The organism is Intestinimonas timonensis (assembly GCF_900626145.1).
In the GTDB taxonomy this organism is placed as follows: domain Bacteria; phylum Bacillota; class Clostridia; order Oscillospirales; family Oscillospiraceae; genus Intestinimonas; species Intestinimonas aquisgranensis.
In genome coordinates, this window is record NZ_LR130817.1 from 437590 (window position 1) to 454891 (window position 17302).

The 17302-nt window shown below is 49.8% G+C and carries 18 protein-coding genes and 4 tRNA genes; all 22 read right to left on the reverse strand.

The window, feature by feature from the left end; all coding sequences use genetic code 11:
• Positions 1–12: 12 nt before the first annotated feature.
• The gene (locus tag E0E29_RS08355) at positions 13–273 is read right to left on the reverse strand and encodes a hypothetical protein (protein WP_130849491.1); all 261 of its coding nucleotides are present in this window, start codon (positions 271–273) and stop codon (positions 13–15) included.
• Complete coding sequence (locus tag E0E29_RS08360; protein ID WP_130849492.1) at positions 273–560, reverse strand: DNA gyrase; 288 nt, start codon at positions 558–560, stop codon at positions 273–275. Before E0E29_RS08360 ends, E0E29_RS08355 begins: the two co-directional genes overlap by 1 nt.
• A 168-nt stretch (positions 561–728) precedes the next feature.
• Entirely contained in the window at positions 729–1439 is a 711-nt protein-coding gene (locus E0E29_RS08365) for a DNA cytosine methyltransferase (protein ID WP_130849493.1), read from the reverse strand.
• 81 nt (positions 1440–1520) lie between these two features.
• Positions 1521–2459, reverse strand: coding sequence for a DNA (cytosine-5-)-methyltransferase (gene dcm, locus E0E29_RS08370; protein WP_130849494.1), 939 nt, complete (start codon positions 2457–2459; stop codon positions 1521–1523).
• Positions 2460–3082: 623 nt separating this feature from the next.
• A complete protein-coding gene (locus E0E29_RS08380; protein WP_207303592.1) occupies positions 3083–3688 on the reverse strand; it encodes an NAD(P)-dependent oxidoreductase in 606 nt (201 codons plus the stop codon).
• A gap of 14 nt (positions 3689–3702) precedes the next feature.
• Entirely contained in the window at positions 3703–4446 is a 744-nt protein-coding gene (nadE, locus tag E0E29_RS08385) for an NAD(+) synthase (RefSeq protein ID WP_130849495.1), read from the reverse strand.
• Positions 4447–4462: 16 nt separating this feature from the next.
• A complete protein-coding gene (locus E0E29_RS08390) occupies positions 4463–5956 on the reverse strand; it encodes a nicotinate phosphoribosyltransferase (RefSeq protein ID WP_130849496.1) in 1494 nt (497 codons plus the stop codon).
• A 21-nt stretch (positions 5957–5977) separates the two neighbouring features.
• Positions 5978–6790 (reverse strand): phosphoribosyltransferase family protein, encoded by an 813-nt coding sequence (locus E0E29_RS08395; protein WP_165449843.1) that lies wholly within the window; start codon positions 6788–6790, stop codon positions 5978–5980.
• A 1-nt stretch (position 6791) separates the two neighbouring features.
• Positions 6792–7358 carry a cysteine hydrolase family protein gene (locus tag E0E29_RS08400; RefSeq protein ID WP_130849498.1) on the reverse strand — a complete coding sequence of 189 codons (567 nt, stop codon included), beginning with the start codon at positions 7356–7358 and terminating at the stop codon, positions 6792–6794.
• A 13-nt stretch (positions 7359–7371) separates the two neighbouring features.
• On the reverse strand, positions 7372–8214 hold the full coding sequence (locus E0E29_RS08405; RefSeq protein ID WP_207303593.1) for a hypothetical protein: 843 nt from the start codon (positions 8212–8214) through the stop codon (positions 7372–7374).
• A gap of 106 nt (positions 8215–8320) precedes the next feature.
• Complete coding sequence (locus tag E0E29_RS08410; RefSeq protein ID WP_130849499.1) at positions 8321–8596, reverse strand: hypothetical protein; 276 nt, start codon at positions 8594–8596, stop codon at positions 8321–8323.
• A gap of 199 nt (positions 8597–8795) precedes the next feature.
• Positions 8796–9260: a hypothetical protein gene (locus tag E0E29_RS08415; protein WP_130849500.1), complete on the reverse strand. Its 465-nt coding sequence runs from the start codon at positions 9258–9260 to the stop codon at positions 8796–8798.
• Between the two features lie 17 nt (positions 9261–9277).
• On the reverse strand, positions 9278–10192 hold the full coding sequence (locus E0E29_RS08420) for an AAA family ATPase (RefSeq protein WP_130849501.1): 915 nt from the start codon (positions 10190–10192) through the stop codon (positions 9278–9280).
• Position 10193: 1 nt separating this feature from the next.
• On the reverse strand, positions 10194–11021 hold the full coding sequence (locus E0E29_RS08425; RefSeq protein WP_130849502.1) for a hypothetical protein: 828 nt from the start codon (positions 11019–11021) through the stop codon (positions 10194–10196).
• A 115-nt stretch (positions 11022–11136) separates the two neighbouring features.
• Complete coding sequence (locus tag E0E29_RS08430) at positions 11137–12531, reverse strand: 2'-5' RNA ligase (protein WP_130849503.1); 1395 nt, start codon at positions 12529–12531, stop codon at positions 11137–11139.
• A 35-nt stretch (positions 12532–12566) separates the two neighbouring features.
• A complete protein-coding gene (locus tag E0E29_RS08435; protein WP_165449844.1) occupies positions 12567–13721 on the reverse strand; it encodes a cysteine desulfurase family protein in 1155 nt (384 codons plus the stop codon).
• Between the two features lie 92 nt (positions 13722–13813).
• Positions 13814–15373, reverse strand: coding sequence for a DUF2828 family protein (locus E0E29_RS08440; RefSeq protein ID WP_130849505.1), 1560 nt, complete (start codon positions 15371–15373; stop codon positions 13814–13816).
• A 73-nt stretch (positions 15374–15446) separates the two neighbouring features.
• A tRNA-OTHER gene (locus tag E0E29_RS18075) sits at positions 15447–15570 on the reverse strand.
• A gap of 139 nt (positions 15571–15709) precedes the next feature.
• Positions 15710–15826, reverse strand: a tRNA-Asn gene (locus E0E29_RS18080).
• A gap of 267 nt (positions 15827–16093) precedes the next feature.
• Positions 16094–16217: transfer RNA gene (locus E0E29_RS18085), tRNA-OTHER, on the reverse strand.
• A 563-nt stretch (positions 16218–16780) separates the two neighbouring features.
• Positions 16781–16871: transfer RNA gene (locus tag E0E29_RS08445), tRNA-Ser, on the reverse strand.
• A gap of 95 nt (positions 16872–16966) precedes the next feature.
• Positions 16967–17272 carry a hypothetical protein gene (locus tag E0E29_RS08450; RefSeq protein ID WP_130849506.1) on the reverse strand — a complete coding sequence of 102 codons (306 nt, stop codon included), beginning with the start codon at positions 17270–17272 and terminating at the stop codon, positions 16967–16969.
• Positions 17273–17302 lie beyond the last annotated feature (30 nt).

Consider the following 17302-nt stretch of genomic DNA (forward strand, 5'->3'; position numbering starts at 1 on the left):
CACGACCTCTTCTCATGGATCATCTTCGCCCAGCGACTTCATCATGAAGCATTCATCACAATAGCAGTCGCCAGTTGTTTGGATTTTGACATAATCGCCGACTATCGGTTCTCCGCAGGCATCGCAAAGGATAGTACGGGCATAAGCTCCGCCACAGTAAGGGCAACCGCTGAAATCCTCATAGGGCGGAGAATCTAACCCATGGCGTTCTTCCCATCGCTTCGGATCGTCAAAGGTTTTGCCACAGTCCAGACAGGTGTATTCACCATACATCAGCGCTTCACCTTCCAGACTGCCGTATTGCATCCAGACTTGCCAAGACGTCTGCCGACGATCACAACCTTGCCCTCGGCTTTCATCTCTGTCAGACGAGGCCGTGTGAAGTTCGGACTGTTGGTGGGGATTTTGCCCTCAGAGACCAGCTTCTCGCCAATCTCGTCAGCAGTCATACCGCCAGGATCACCGCTGGTCAGAACATCCAGAATCATAGCCTTACGATTAGGACGCCTCGGCTCGATCTGGTCATATGCTTCACGGCGGTTTCTCAACGCAATGCTCATATGAATCACCTCTTTCTATCCGACAAATGCCGGTTTCTGTTGCAGTGATAGTTGGACAAATCCAACCACCTTCCTGGACTCGACCTCTTCGAGTTTTACTGGACGGGTAAGATAAATCCGCTACCCCCCCCCACAGCACACTCGATATAACCTTTTTGGGTGGCCTGCTTAATTCTGACTTTCTCCATGGTCAACCTCCGGGCTTCTCAGAGCATACCATCCAGTCTTGGCTCCGCCCCCTCCCGCTTCGGCTTTCAAAGCACGTGCAACGGTTTCGCCATCATATACACGATTGGCGTCTCCATTGTAATCATTGATATATCCGAGCTGCTTCAGTTCATCATTCTTATCAGAATAATTTACTTTGTCGCTAACATCGGTAATATCAAAAGTAGACAGTGCTTTTTCAAATGCGCCGATGCCGGAGAAGAAAGATCCAACTGCCATATCATCAAAGAGGTAGGGCATGGCTTCGTATAACTCTTTCATGATGGCACAAAGCACATCGACCACAATGGAATTTCCCGCTTGTTTATAAAGCTGAGAACCGCTATGGTCTTTGCCACCGTATAAATTCTGATTCATGGCTGCTTGAGCTTTGTAGAAATCTTCGTCAGAGAAGCCCATCAGTCGCCATGCCTCCAACTGGGTCAGTTTCCGAACTCGGATACAACTTTCGTGTTTCTCATTGGTTTCCATCACTCTCTTGTCCCCCCCCCCGTCAATGGTGCGAATAGTGCCGCAGACATTATCTTTGAAAAAACGCACACCTTCATCGCATCGACGCTCACATACGATTTTCACATTGGCTTCCTCGCTTTCATTTATCTCTATCAATACATTGTCTTTTTGAACACCCGTCAAAGTGTTGGTACACATATTAGGGCGAACTTCCAAACGCTGTATTATCTTACCCCCCCCGCATATCTTCCACGAATTGCAGCGGGGATAATATATCGCTTACTCATTATGCTCCATAACTCCTGTCATTTGCTGATTTCCAAAGCCCTTATAGTCACGGGCCAGCAAAGTCAAGGCCGTCTCACAGTATCCTTCAAACTGGGTGCCTTTCTTACTCAGCTTCACACCGGCAAGTGAGCAAGTCCCAGCAGTGGTGGTCTGTGGAACCTCTTCCGCTGGTGCGGACGGTGTTACTGATTTGTCTGAACGGGGGGGGGTTATCATGGCAGCTACCTTGTCATCAGGCAGGTAGTATCGCTCGTCAACCTTATCCTCCAGCATATCTACCAGCGCTTTTTTCAAAGGGATAGGAGACGGGAACTTAAACTTCCCATTATCTAAATCCTTACGAATGATGACACAGTAAACACGCTCACGATTCTGGGGGATTCCGTAGTGTTTTGCATTCAGAACCTGCCAGTAGACGTTGTAACCGTAGTCTTCCAGCTCTTTGACAAAGAGGTTAAAAGTGGCATAGAAGCGAGAACCGGTAATATTTTTAACGTTCTCGTAGATAGCGAAGCGAGGCTTCTTTTCTCTTAGGAAACGCAGCCATTCGACCAGTAAGGAAGAGCGGGTCTTCTCGATTTCAGTTGATCCGCACTTAGGGCAATGGTCGCGTTGATCATAGTGAGCTTCCAGGGGATTATATACGTGGCCGCAATGCTTACAAGTCCATGCAGCCCCCCCCTGTTTGCCTGCTATGCTGAAATCCTGACACGGACTTCCACCGAACATGACATTGAAATCCGGCACAACCTTCTCATCGGCTTTGGTAATATCTCCGATGTTAAGGGTGGGATCAACACCATGAACGGCGCAATAGCTTTCTGCGGCGTAACGATCGAACTCGCAGAAAAGGGCAGTTTGGTAATCCAAATTAGTTCCTCCTTTGTTGGTTTTCTTTGTTGCTAAACGGAAGGTTGAGGGATTTACAATCTCCCTCGAACTGCTTTTATTCTATCATACTGTCTCCATAAAGTCAATAATTTTCTTTGTTGCTATTATGGGGTTTTTTGAATTTCTTCAAAGATAATCTGCTTTGGTAACATTCCTTTGCATACATAGACACTACTGAAAGGCGGGTTTAGAGACGGCTTTTGGTCGGCGTAGTTCTTAAAGTAAGATACACGCCGATTGAGATACATGATTTCAAAATCATGCTCACGGAACATCTTAAAGCGTTTCTGACTCTCGAAAAGTCCGACGACCCCTACCAACATAGCAAAGGGTATATTCAACTGGAATAGCCGCTCAAACACTTCGCCTTTGAGGGAATACGGAGGATTACTGATGATGTAGTCACACTTCGGTGGGTCAATAGCGAAAAAATCCTGACCGTTTGCAATATGTGTTGCGATAACGGTATAGCCGCGTTGCCGAAAGAGCTTTACAAACAGACTATCCTCAGTGTCAAACGGACACCAAATTGTCACGGGGGGGGTGGAAGATACTTGTACAACGGGGCAATCGCATACTCCGGTGTATAGAACTCGTCGTTGCCACTGCCGGCAACCTTATCCATCTTCATAGCTGCACCTCTTGATTTACTTTGTTGCAAATTAAATCCAACGAATGCAAGGTTCGCCGGTATAGCCATGTTCCCATACGAACCAAGCGAAGCACATGGTACTTGACCAGGGCTTACCATTTTCGTCAACTTCCAATCCGTTTCTCAAAGGATTGACACGTTTTGAAAATACATAGACGGCTTTCGGAGGGTGGGTGGCAAAGAAATCCTTACGTTGCCGTCCTTCGAGAAACTGGATCTTGGCGAACAGGATCACCTTGCCAGTGGATACCTCCAGAGCTTTCTCAGCGAACTCTTTCGCCAAAGAGAACGGAGGGTTCGTGATGACGTTGTTGAATTTTTCGGGATAGTTCTCAGTGAGGAAATCCACCCCGCCAACAATACCACATCCGAACCTATCATCTCTCTGAACCAGATCAGTAGAGATAATTTGACTGTTGGGATAATGTTCCCGAAGCACCTTACTGATATGCCCTTCACCAGCCGCAGGCTCCAAAATGGAGCCGTGCAGCTCTTCTCGGCTAAGGATGGCTTCTGTCGCCTCGAACGGAGTAGCATAGTAGTCGTTCTCCACACGAGAGCGGGTAGGGGACATACCGGCCAAACTGGTGCCGCTCAAATAAGTACGCTCTTCCATTTTCTCACCGCCTATTAAAAAATTGTCGTTCCGTAGGCAGGCATAGGATTGAGCTTGTGAAGGTTGTGATCGTGCATAGAGGCAATCTTCTTGTCGATTTCCTCAATTCCACTGGTGCCATACATGATGTAAGCATCCAGGTGAGCATAGGTAAATCCAAGATTATCCTCATCAGTTTTTCCACACAGCCCATCGGAAGGGATCTTGCTTATCAGGTTGATAGGCAGAAGAAGCTCGTACCCAATCTGGATGACTTCATGCACCATCAGATTAGCGAGCGGGCTAAAATCGCCGGCGCTATCGCCAAACTTGGTAGAATATCCCACATAGTCTTCAGAGCGGTTGCAGGTATTAGCAACACGTCCGCCGTGAGGCAACGACTGAGAAATAGCATAGAGGGTCGCCATACGGATACGGGGAGGGAGGTTTATCCTCGTCTGATCGCTGACGTTCATATTGAGCGCTACTTGATCACTTACCGCAGACACTGCTTTGGAGATATCGGTATAGGCGTATCTGATACCCAGAAATTCGATCAGCTGCTTGCTATCGTCCAGATCGGGCTGTTCTCCATTCGGCATCATAACACCCACTACACGCTCTTTGCCCAGTGCCTCTACGCAAAGAGCGGCGACAACGCTGGAATCTTTACCACCAGAAATACCGATCACCGCATCGCAGCCAGGGCCGTTACTTTCAAAGTAGGAACGAATCCACTGGACAATCTCATCCTTAGTACGCTTTGGGTTAGCTAACATTGTGGCACCTCTTTTCTCAAAAGTTTCCCTCATGAAGATTCTTGCGAACCTCATCCAGGGTATAAATTCTCAGGAGCTTGCCATCCTTGAAAACTGGCTGAAGCCAGTTCCCAACCTGCGACTCCTCCCAAGTCAAACCGTCCTGGCAGAAGAAGTTGTGGTACGTATAGTCATATACAACCTTACAGCAGCCGCGCTGAGACTTCTTGAAATGTCCGCTATCTGTCTTGGGGTTCTTAAAAATCATGATGGGCTTTCCGTCAGCATCTTCTGCATAGGTCGCTTTGACTGCGATACCAAATGTATCACGGGTGTACGGCGCATAAGTCTTTTCGCCGCCGTCCATCGTCTCCAGACACTGCATAGAGAAAGAACCGACGCCCAGAGAAACATTGTTGATAGCGAAGCCATGCTCCATCAGGATCTTATACACTGCCTCGCACCGCTGCGGGGTAATGCTGTCGCCATACAATGCCTTGACGTGTGGATCAAGAACTTTGTAACCCTTGCTGTTCACGGTACCACCAAAAATTTCCCACAGTTTGAACACCGTCTCGGTTACAATCTCCACAGGGTTGCCGCTGTCGCCGCGAATAGCAAGACATCCACGGTGCTCCATCACATCCTCTTTAATTACAGGGAGAATATTATTGACCAGGTTCCAATAGTCATAGCTGTCACTGACCATAGAGAAGTTTTGGTACGGATAGATTTCTTTCAGTAGACGCCGCACGTGCGTAATCTCGTCGCCGTCAACCGCATAGTTGGAGCACATAACACTGTGCTCAGTAGAAAGAGCACCATAAGCTACTGCGTCATTCTCCACCCGGCAGGCGTAGTTGTGTTCCAGCCAAAGAATAGCCGGCACTGTAGCGGTATTAAGGAAGCTCAGGCAGAACGCAGCAGAACTCTTGGTGGCGCTCTCCACGCTTTCCTGACCACGCATGGAAAAGTCGCCCAGTAGCTTGGCCCGTACCACATCATCGTCACAGGTAAGGGCAGCGTACTTATTGACGATCTGCCGGTAACGATATCCAACTTCCGCTGAAATCTGAGTATGCCACATGGTACATGACAGCATTGTTTCGATAGAGTTGACCAACCACACAAAGTTGGGATTGGTATTCGAGATCTCAATTTGCGGAACATGAATATTGGTACGGGTTCCTTCCGGCACGGCCCGGATTTCCAGAGGCAGATACCCCAACTTATGAAGCGCCGTCAAACGCTCCACACCAACGCCGTCCGTGCCGATGGTGTTATTCAGCACCCGCTTGTATTCGGCAAGCACCTCATCCAATGAGCGATCAAAGAAGTGAGTATTGAATGCCTCGATCAAATACTCCTGGATAAATGCCTGAAGACCGAACATTGTGACCTTCTCGGTATCAGCCAGCCGTGTCATGCGCGGGGTGTAATAAGACACCATCTTGGTCAGTGCTGCGGGGTACTGCTCTGCATGGGCAGTCTTGTAGAAGTCCAAACAGAGCAAAGGACTGTATGAAATCATTGTTTTACCCTCTTTTCATAATCATCTGCAAATGGAGATCTTCTCGTGATCAATACGGAGGATGCTATCAGTGGCGAATACACGAGAGATAAGACCATCTGTCAACACAGTGCCTTTCAGGATCGTATTCTCACAGTGGGTAACATAGAGCATAACTTTCTGCGCGCCGGCCTCTTTCAGAGCTTTGGCAGTATGGGTGAATGTCCCACCGCGAGAGCAGATATCGTCCACGATCAGAATATTTCTGCCGTTGACTTTCTCAGGCTCTGTCAGCTCCAGCCGCTCAATCTTTCCGGTGCGCCAGTCACGATGTTTAATGCAAAAAACATACTCCATAGGAAGAAGCTCAGAGTATCGTTTGGCGGCACCTTCATCCGGGTAACACAGCAGAGGATTCAGACCCTGACTGACCATCCACTGGATTGCATAGTCGATGTAGTGCTTCACATCCATAGTCTCAGCCCGGTTAATCAGCGCCATAGCCACATTAGAGTGGGGGTCGAGAACTTTGACAGACTCGAACCCGAGCGAATTGATAAACTCGGCGAACCACTTGAGCGTGAATACCTCGTCGCGGTTCTTCACCCTGTCCATACGGGCGTTGGGGATATACGGCATCTCCAGATAGAGGAGCGGGTTGCCGGCGCTCTTGAGGTGCTTCACCAAATACCAGAGCTGCATACACTCGGCATCATTGTCGTACATCCACCGGATGAAGTAAGCGGATTTACCCATGGCGAAAAACGTGAAGTCCAGCTTGGGAGCAATACGGATCGAAGATGTACCGTCGGGGAAACTGGTGAAGTCGATCCTTCTATCGTCAACAAAAATCATTTCAGACCTCCCAGTTCTCCACATTGATCTGACACGCTTTCATAGCAGCCAGAGCATTGTTGTGGCTCGCCGGGGTAACGCCGGCGCAGCAGGCAGCGTCAACGGTGATTTTCGTCTCAGGCAGAAACGCTTTGACGAGCAGTGCGTTAGAGATAACGCAGATGTCGGTGCAGAGTCCAACGAAAACGATCTCTTCAATGCGCTGCTTCCTTCTGGCAGAAAGCTCTACCAGGTAATCGCCCAACTCCACAGAGCCAAACGTACCTTTCTGGAATACGGATACGCTTTTCCCCGCGTCGATAGCCGCATGGCTAACAGCCGTGGCAATGATATCGTCGAGCCGCCAGCCGTGAGTCCCCTCAATGCAGTGCTCGACAGGAAGCAGCTGACCTTCTTGGGTTTTCAGGTAGTCGGCAGAACGATGGGTGTCCTTGGTAATGCAAATCAGGTCTCCGTCAAAGCCGGAAATCTTTTTAGCGACATCTCCAACAGCGGCCTGCGCCTCCGGGGTTCCGAGCGCACCATTGATGAAATCGTTTTGCATATCCACTACTACAAGAACCTTCATCTTAAACAACTCCTTAAAATGAGCACTCACACGGTAGATCATCGTCGTCCTTGATGAGCTTTCGTGCAGCGGCCCAAAATGTTTGAGGTTTGGCTTTTTCAGTGGGCGGCAACGCCTTTTCTTTGAGCTTGGCAAATTCCGCCTCAAAATCTGAAAGATAGCCTTGTTTGAGAATACTGTACCCGATTGTGTCTTCGGCCAGCTTCGCCTTTTCCCATATTTCAGGATAGAGACAATAAACAACAAACCAATGTTGTTTGCCAGCTTTCAAACACCCGGTACAATTCGCATGATTGAAAATGCTGTAGGTCTTCGGACGCTCGATCCCAACCTCCTCGATGTCATGGATAGTACGCACCTCCCATGTCAAAGGGTACTCTGTTTGGTACCCCATCGCAGCCATAATGCCAACTCTGCGCCGAATACGGTGCTGTTCATTGGCGTCAAAGCCATAGACTAATGAGATATCGTCCCTTACTTCGGGAGGATTTGCGGGATAGTGCTCGGACAGCCATTTATGGAAAGGTTCGGTCTTCAGTCTGTTAGTGCAAAAGGCGGTGGACTGAGCGCCAGCCTTAAACGCCCTGATTTCCATACACACGTCGAACTGATCCTTAACATCCCATCCGGGCATATTGGCGTAAGTAATGGGAACGCCCAGATAATCCGAAACCTCTTTTTTGAAACGCTTGATATCAGCGTCTTCGGTTCGAGGACACAAATCATGATTGAGCAAGATCGTGTCCTCTGCTCCGAACTTTCTAACTACTTCTACGGCGGCAATCGCAGAGGAATGACCGCCAGAAAAACAAACGATGTGCTTCATACCGACCACAACCATCTCGGCTGAGGTCAACCGTCTAATCCTCCCTTGCTACCGGCCAGATGGCTTTCACGCTGTAACAGACGGCTTTACTCTACACTTATCAATCTTGTAGAAACCCGGCTTACCGGGATTGGTATTAGCTCCTTTCAGATTTGTTGTTGTTAGTTTGAGAACTCTTGAAATATTTGCCGATCGTAGCGAGGGTAGCGCAGGCCAGCGGAATGAAATCCGGGGTAAAGCGCGTTGTGTTGAACATCAGGTTCATGCCGTCCGCAATGGCGCTACCGACGCATACTTTCAAAATCCAGCCACCCATCCAGGCAAAGCCGAATGTGATAACGGGGCTGAATACGAGCAGGCCGATGATACCAACCAGCGCAGTCAGCCAACCAAGACCTTCCATTTTGCTCATGACAAGTTCCTCCTTTCCTCTGTAATTACAGACACAAAATCGTATCTGCTAACCAAGTGCTGTTTTACGTTAGGAGGCAGGTGCTGCGCTATGCAAAGCACCCACCTCCCCGGTTCCAATGATTGTCGTCATCGCCACCCGATCCTACCGTATAAATCAGCACCAGAGCCAAAATCAGTAGGGTGATACCGTCCATTGGTTACTCTGTGGCCTCCGGCAGGGCAGGGACGCTGGCATAGCTGGCTCGTGCCAGCCACTCGTTGATGACCTTGTTGAAAGTATTGTCGTTGCCCATGTACTTCTTCAGCATGGCAGCAGTCAGGCCGGCTTCGGCACTGAATGTATCACCTGGCTGACACTTCACAACCGTCTTATCACCGTCATCCCAGAACACAATGGTAGCCGGGTTATGGAAAATCACATTGACGGGCATTGGCAGACGGCGAGACGCAGGCTGACTGGCTTGGAGCTTCATTGCCGCATTCCAACCGTTGGAGAAAGGATCTCCGTTGGGAACAAGATGGGCAACAAATCCGCCGTCCGGCATACGCAGGCCGCTTAGAAGCTCATCAACGAACCGTTCAGCATCGAGAGTTACCGGGGGGGGTGCCATAACAGAGATACGGGGAGCGATGTAGGGAGTGCGGATCAAATCGGGACTCATAATTATTTTCCTCCTATTCAGTGTGCATTGCGGTCACAGGTATTCAACACCATGACCTGGTTCCAGATATCATTACCAAGCAGACGCTTAATTTTGCTAACCGTCTTACTCGGATTATCTGACTTTTCAACCGCATACGGCCACATATGCCAGCGGATCAGCAGCGCCACAGTAAGGCGCTGGTTAGGACTGAGATCGCCGGTATAGCAGAAGCTGTCATAAGCTCCTACACGCTCATGATGATAGAAGTGGGCGATCTCAGTGGGGTTGCCTTTGATGTCATGAAATACTTTGGTCTTCTCTTTGCCAATATCGTGTAACAGTGTGGCGCGGAGCAGAGTAGCATCGGCACCTTTATAGTGGCTAATCAGATACTGCCATGCCGTCATAGAGTGCTGACCAACCGTGTACTCGTGGTGCGGGTTATCATGTTCCAGCTTGGAGAGACGAAGCATAAGGGTATCAATCTGGTCGTGGCGATCTTCGTCACCCACGATCCTGATTTCATCCCAACCCTCCGCCATCATGGGAACATCGAATTTGAAGTACATCTTTTGGATTACAGACTCCGGGACAGAACGTTCCCGATTATTGTTGCGCTCCAAACACACTTCATAGGGCGTCGCCATGAAAAGACATACTGTACGCAAATCATGTTTGTGGAGCGCTCGGACACGATCAAGGAACCCGATACGGCGCTTGTAGTTGATATTGGTTGCGTCGTACACCACATCCTTGCCATCCGCCAGATCCTGCAAAACCCTTTTGTGAAGGGTTTGGAAAACCAAGTCCTGTTGGGTTTGGTCGTTCTCGTCACCAAGAACTTCGACACGGATCGCATCGCTGGAGTGGACGACGGCGTTAGGGATGCTTTCGGCAGTGAATGACTTCCCGCTACCAGGGAGGCCAACCATCATGTAAAACATCGGCATCTCATTCACCTCCTTGGATTTCCTTTAAGAAGGATCGTTTGAGAATTTCAACGGTAGCCTTTTGCAGTACCTCATTGGCGTGCTGGTTGATCGAAACAGGCACCGTATCCATATAGCGCTTTTTGTCTTCGGTCATAGATTGAATTGCAGTGCTCATCAGTGCCCGTGCTTCTTCCAAAGAGTAGCAACCGCGCTTCACCTCTTTGAGATAATCACACTGGTTACTGATAAGACAGTCAGCGTAAGGCTCGCCGGCTTCGTAACGGGTCATAAACTCCCGCAGCCGCAGAGCATGGTGAAGCTGCTTCGGGTCATACCCAAATGCCTCAATCTTGTCCATTGTGGCAGGGTAGGGGTGCTCCATTGCCTTTTGCTTTTCCAGAGCCATACCCATAATGCAGTTCATCCCGGCGTAGTTGTTGTACCGAGCGATCTCTTCACGAGCATCCAGAACAGGCTGGAAAAGATCGGCATACTCCGGGTTGATGATGGAGTAAGGGGTGAACAGGATCTCAACGAAGTTGACATTCTGCTTCTTGATACAGTCGAACATAAGGCGGATGTCTTTGAAATCCACGTGCTCGTCGTTCTCCATAATGTGGGTAGTGCTGAGAGGTTTGGCGTTCAACACGAAATCGGAAAAGCTGGGCAACATGATTGCCTTGGTGTCAATATCGCTACCCTCATAGTCAAGGTTATAATTCTGAGAACCTTGCAGGAAGAGGCCAACCCAGCCTCCCCTGCAATGCTCCAAGACGGGCACCAGATGTTCCCGCATCCGCGCCATAATCTTCTGGCGCTTCTGCTCATTCTGGATCAAAGTCGTCATCGTCATATCGCTCCTTTTTGATACAATCCCGGATCATTCTCCGGTATAGGCTTGAGTCGAACTGCTCCATATCTGCCCAGCTTTGAAGTTGTTGATAAAGTCAAGAACGACTTTTTCATCCATTCTGTTCTCCAACATCCTGAGCTTCTTCCATATCAGGCGCGGCGGCGGTGTCTTTGATCAGCCCCTCCAGCGCCTTGAACGCAAAGTTTTTATGCTTATAGGCGGCGAACTTGGGACGGTTGACAATGCGGCACACAACACCTTCCCGAACATGGGTATGGCCGACAGGATCGGGGCCGTCATAATACTGCTCGGCTTTGGTTTTAATCCATTCGCCAGCATTAGTCAGTTCGCAAGAAGTTCCTGTGAAGATTTCCTCTTCGGGAATAAGCCCCCTATACATCAGAGGAACATATTTGACGCCCATCTGTTCGCAACGATAGCGCATAAAGTCGGGCGGATACTCCACCACATCGCCGTCTTCGTTGGTCATCGTCATGCGGTAAACGAAAAGATCGGACTTGGGATGTTCCTTGCCATCGGGAGCGCAGCCATAGCTGAATGTGGTGGTTTTACCGTACTGTTTGGTAAATTCCTTGTCGTTCAGCTTAGAGTTATTTCCGGGATTCATGATGGGCGTACCGTCATCAGTGAATCCAACGACCTCATAGTAGACTGTCTCTCCCTTGTGGAGCTTTCCTTCAAAGACCTTGGCGTGTTTCTCGCGGAAAGCGTTATTACCGTAGTAGCCTCCCTCATCGAAGGTGTCCAGAACCACGCGGCGGGTTCCGGTGACGTAGCCCCAGTCATAGATGGGCGTCCGCTTGATCTTGGAACGAATCGCATTCGGGGTCTTACGACTCTCATAGAGCCGCTTTTCCATACCGTTCCGATATTTATAGCCCTGCAACACAGGCAGATAGCCGGTACGCTGAGAAGTTCCGTGCATTTTCAGGGTAACTTCTACCAGATCCCCGGCATGGAATGCGGAGAGGTTGTAGGCCAACTGCTCCGTGTCAGCGTGTTCTTGGAAGAGCGGGGAGATAGGATCAGAACGCTTACGAACATGATTGCCACCCCCCCCACTACCGGAAGAGCGTTTGACGGCGGGTACGTACTTCTCGCAGATAGTGATGCCGTTCAACACAGAGATCGTGTCGCCCTCTTGGAGTTTCTTGATATCGGTAAAAGAAGCCAAACAGGAGAGAGGGAGGAACAGACCGTCGCTCTTCTCGCCCCGGAGCTTGAGAGCCTTAATATTCCGCTTCTCCGGGTCAAGGTATCCGCCAGCCGGAGCGCCGTTCTCATCCTTACGCCGCAGCAAGTCATTCTTCTGTGCGAACTCCAAACCGAGTTTGCCATCGGTAGGGAAGTACACGCCCAGCTGATCAGGGGCGGTGCCGAGATCCACAATCACCGTATTACCGAAGCATTCGCCACAGAGCAGCCGGTCGGCATTGGTATGCTTCCTCAGATTGTGAATCCTGGTAACATAGGCACAGTACATTATATTCACTCCTTGTTAATTTACTTTGTCGCTAATCAAGAATACATGGATTTCAGCTTATGAGAGGCAGTCACGATAGCCTCTGCCGCCTCGTGCATCTCATTAACAGTGGTATTGAACCCCATTGAAATACGCACAGTACAGGCCGCATCTTCATCAGACATTCCAATACCACGCAAAACGTGGGAGGATTTAGCACTGGCAGCGCTGCACGCAGAACCAGCAGAAAGGTAGATGTCCAGCTGATCCAACAGAAGAAGCAAAGATTCGCTGTTGACGCCAGGGATGGTCAGGCTGATGATGTTAGAAGAATAGTTCTCGCTATCACCGTTGATATAGAACTCCCCAGGCATTCTCAACCCCAAATCAGTCAAGAATGCGTCTCTGAGCAATCCCCACCGTAACTTCCAGTTCTGGAGACGCTCAGTAACGATTTCTGCTGCTTTGCCAATCCCTACAATTCCCGGAACGTTCTCAGTACCACCACGCATTCCGTTTTCCTGACCTCCACCAATAATCCACGGGGATTTGCGGATAGAATTGCTGATGTAGAGCACACCAACACCCAGAGGAGCACCGAACTTATGACCGGACATGGAGCAGAAGTCAATTCCGCAGTCCTTCACGTTCATATTTACATGGCCTGCCGCCTGTACAGCATCGGCATGGAATACGGCGTGATACTTTTTGCAAAGGGTTCCGATTTCTTTCATGGGATTGACAGTGCCCAGCTCATTATTTACCCACATGATAGAAACGGCGCGGATTGTATTATGGGTGCCATCCAGCAACTGTTCCAGATCATGTAGATCCACACTTCCATCCTTATAGGTCTTAACGTAGCGGGTAGTAAAAGGATAGATATGTGAAGGACAGAAAATCCTATGGGCTAACGGTTCCAAAACTGAATCATGCTCAATTTTGGTTGTCAAAACTAAGTCACCACCAAAATTTTGCAACCACGCATTGTTCGACTCTGTGCCACCAGAGGTAAAGAACACCTCTGAGGGATCGGCACCAATCATTTTGGCTACCTGGCGGCGGGCATTTTCAACAGCTTCACGAGCTTTGACCCCTTGGGTATGAATACTTCCGGGGTTGCCGACATGATCGGGCCGGAGCCAAGGGAGCATAGCTTCCAGAACCTCCGGGAAAACCGGAGCATTGGCAGCATTGTCGAGATATACCACGTATTTCACTCCTTTGATAAAGGAGGCTCAGAGCGTAGACAGCTACTTGCTACTCTATCGTTCTGAGCCTCCTTAATGGTTTACTTTGTTGCTTATGCGGAGATAATAGGACGAAGGGCATCGTCCACCTGCTGATACCGCTCCGCGTTGATGGCCTCCAACAGGCAGTCGTAAGGATCAGTCTGTCCGCTCATCACCATCTTGGCGATATTGACAGAGAATCCGCTGACCAGTGCCACACCCATATCGTTTTCCTTAACAGGGATAGTGCCGGTGCGACTGGCAACATTCCAGAAGACCAGCCGAGGCATCTTATATCCAGCAGCTTCATACCGCTGAGAGATTTCCTCAAACAGACGGGGAGAAGGACGCCCATTGCATACATATCCCCATCCATTACTACGAACAGGGCCGCTTACGGCACAGCCGTTGAACTCCATATCAGAGATGATGAGGATATTGGCAGGTAAATCGTCCTGCTTCATATGATTGTTGATCGCCGTGGTAAGAACCAGATCAAATACAGCCTCGATGTTAGTGCTACCACCAACATGGCAGCTATTACAGATGCCCAGCTTCTCTCGCAAATTCTTTCCTCGGCTCAGATCGACAAGCTGAGGATTCTCGGAAAATGTCATGAACTGATCCTTAAACTGCCCGGAAGAGCGCTCGGCAAAGTAGATTGCCATAGCATTCGCTACCTCCAAGGGGCGAGCCTTGCTCCCGGGGATAGTTACCCATGTCATGCTGGCGCTGTCATCCTGGACGACCATAGTATTGCCACAACCCTCTACGGTATCAGGCAGATGCTTCCACAGCTCCTCAATAGTGTCGTCAACACCAGAAATGCAACGATACTTATTGACGATATCATGAGGGAACAACGTCCCAGCGTTGATCTTAGCATCGCCCTTCTTTACCTGGTCAAGAAAAGTGCGCCGGCGATCCTCGTCGTGGCGGAGGAAAGCACTGTTATACTGCAGGTTAGCACGAGAGGGGACACGCTGATAGTCGATCCCCTCCCACTGCTTGGCGGTCATCTGCTGCTCCACAACGAGCAGGTAACGGGAAAGATTGGCGAGGGTGTGCTGATACTGGCGCTCAGTCATGCCGACAGCCTTCCGCAAAATCTGGGCATAATGCCGAGTTTGTTTGGAAGAAGTCTTGCAGCGGGGCATCCACTTTGCCAGGAGAGAAATGGGCTTGTCCTCTGCCGCATTTTGGGCGTCGTCATAAAGCTGCCCTTTGACCAGCCCAGTCACGCAGTCACGCACGGGCGTATCCAGCAGGCACCACAGATCGTCCCAGCGACCGTACTCAGGTACCAGTGCCACCACAGGGGCGACGTACTCGGGAAACTCCTTCGCCAGAGGCACCATACAGGCACGGAACAGCCGGCGTTCGCCCAGGCCACCACGGACATCACGAGCATAAAAGAGCCATTTCATTGCCATCAACTTGTCCTCGAAGAACGCCTTAGTGAAGCGCTGAGAGATGTCGTGCTCGCTGGCGCTACGGAGAGATGCCACAGCGAAATTGAGATCCAGGAGAGCCTTGCCGGTAGTGCGGAAGCCGACTGCACCGTTCTCGGTGACAGAGACATTGCACTCGTTATTCAGCGTGCTCTTGATCCCATCCATAAAGTTACTCATTATCTCTTACCTCCTATATTGAGATACCCAGGACACACTTTTTATTTACTGTTGCTGTTTATGCCCAGAGAAATGGAGCGGCAGGTAGGACTCGAACCTACGAATGGCAGCTTGGCTTCCTTGAACATTGCTGTTAGCGGAACTCCTCGTTTCGCATTGTAATAGGGCTGCTGTGTTGACCACTTCACCACTGCCGCATGAAGCTCGTCTTTCCGAGCCGTCACAACCCAGTTCAAGATATTTGGGTTGAATATCTGGCGTTTATCGTCAGCATAGACATAAACGATCCCAAAGCCCTATGCCTATCCGCCCATTAGCAGGGGCGGCTTCTGCTTGTGCCAGGGGTGGGACTCGAACCCACGACCACGGGATTAACAGTCCATAGAAAGTTGCTGTAAGCGTCTCAACAAGACACGCATTAGTACGCGCTCTGTCCGACTGAGCTACCCTGGCGTACGCCCCGCCGTAGCGGGGCTATTTTGCATGACCCCTCTTATGTGCATTTTCTACTCAAACCCAGCCGTATAATACGGCAAACAGTTATACCGATCGGTTCGGCTTCCCGCACTATTATGGCTGGCGGCGAACCAGGTTTTCACCGTACTGTAAATTATCGGGGTCGAGATAATGACATACGGCAAGGAACAACAGACAAGCAAACCCATATTCAACATTAGTCTGTTGCACCTCCTTTTTTTGTGGCTACACTAAGTAGCTTGTTGCAAGGAGTGGGACTCGAACCCACGACAATCAGTTCCCTTTTTACATAGCTGTTAGCGCAACTGGGGGAGGGGAACGTTACGCATTTTTTATACTGGTGCTCTACCAACTGAGCTATCCTTGCATGGCGGGAGGCTTTTTCATTGCTGTCTGCGTTGCTCTGTACGCATACGAATACGGAAACCTCCCAGAAACCGCTATATCCGTAAAATGGCTCTTTGCCACGTGTGCGGGACACATTCTCATTTCCAAAGCAGGTAATGTTGATGGTTGCTGTTAGTGCCCCATTTCGTTACTGTTCATTCATCGTCGCATTCATCACTATACTGTCATCCGAAGATGACTTAGGGCTTGTCTCGTATTCTATTCATGGCTTCCTCCACATACCCGGCGCTGGACGCCGCTGCCGCTGATCACTTTGAATCACAGAACGATAGCCAGGAACTTCTTCATGACACACACAACCCTTCTTATAGATTGATGACGGTTTTTTTAGGAGCTACGGAGTCGAACCGTAAGCAAAAGTTTTGCAGACTTTCAAGGTAAAATTGCTGTGCGTGTCCACCGTCGATTACACGTTATGAGCTGCCACCGGACGCTCCCATGTCGCCCGTCTTTCCGGGCCGTCAGCGGTCTTTCCCGCCGTCAGAGAGAGGAGGTGATAAAGAGTTCGCCGCTATTGCGGCTTGGCGGAGGGGATGGGACTCGAACCCACACACCCTTTCGGATTACTAACAGTTTAGCAAACTGCTTCCTTACCAGTTAGGATTACCCCTCCACGCTTTTCAACGAGACGCATTGAGTCAAAGTAAAAGTTTGATAGTTGTAAAATTGCTGTTAGCGCCTCATGCTCCGGTTGGTCAACCGAATGAATTACTCACTCACGCTCTCTGCGGGACTGGTATCCAGGAGCTTTGCGAAGTTGGCGATGATAGCGGTATTGTTCTTCCGCTGCTGGGACATGGCGGCGCGTGTCGCGGCCAGTTCCTTGGAATAGGTGTCGATCTCAGCCAGGTCGTTGTCGATCTGCTGGTTGATACCCTCCAGCTCATTCATTGTTCTGGTAACGATGTCTACCGCCTCGCTTGCCTGACGAGCCAGACGAGCAACCTCAGTCTGCTTTTCCTGCAGGAGATCGCGGGTGACAGGTACGGGGACGGCGTTTTTACGGAATTTCATTGCTTTCACTCCTCTTACAGAATAATTTTC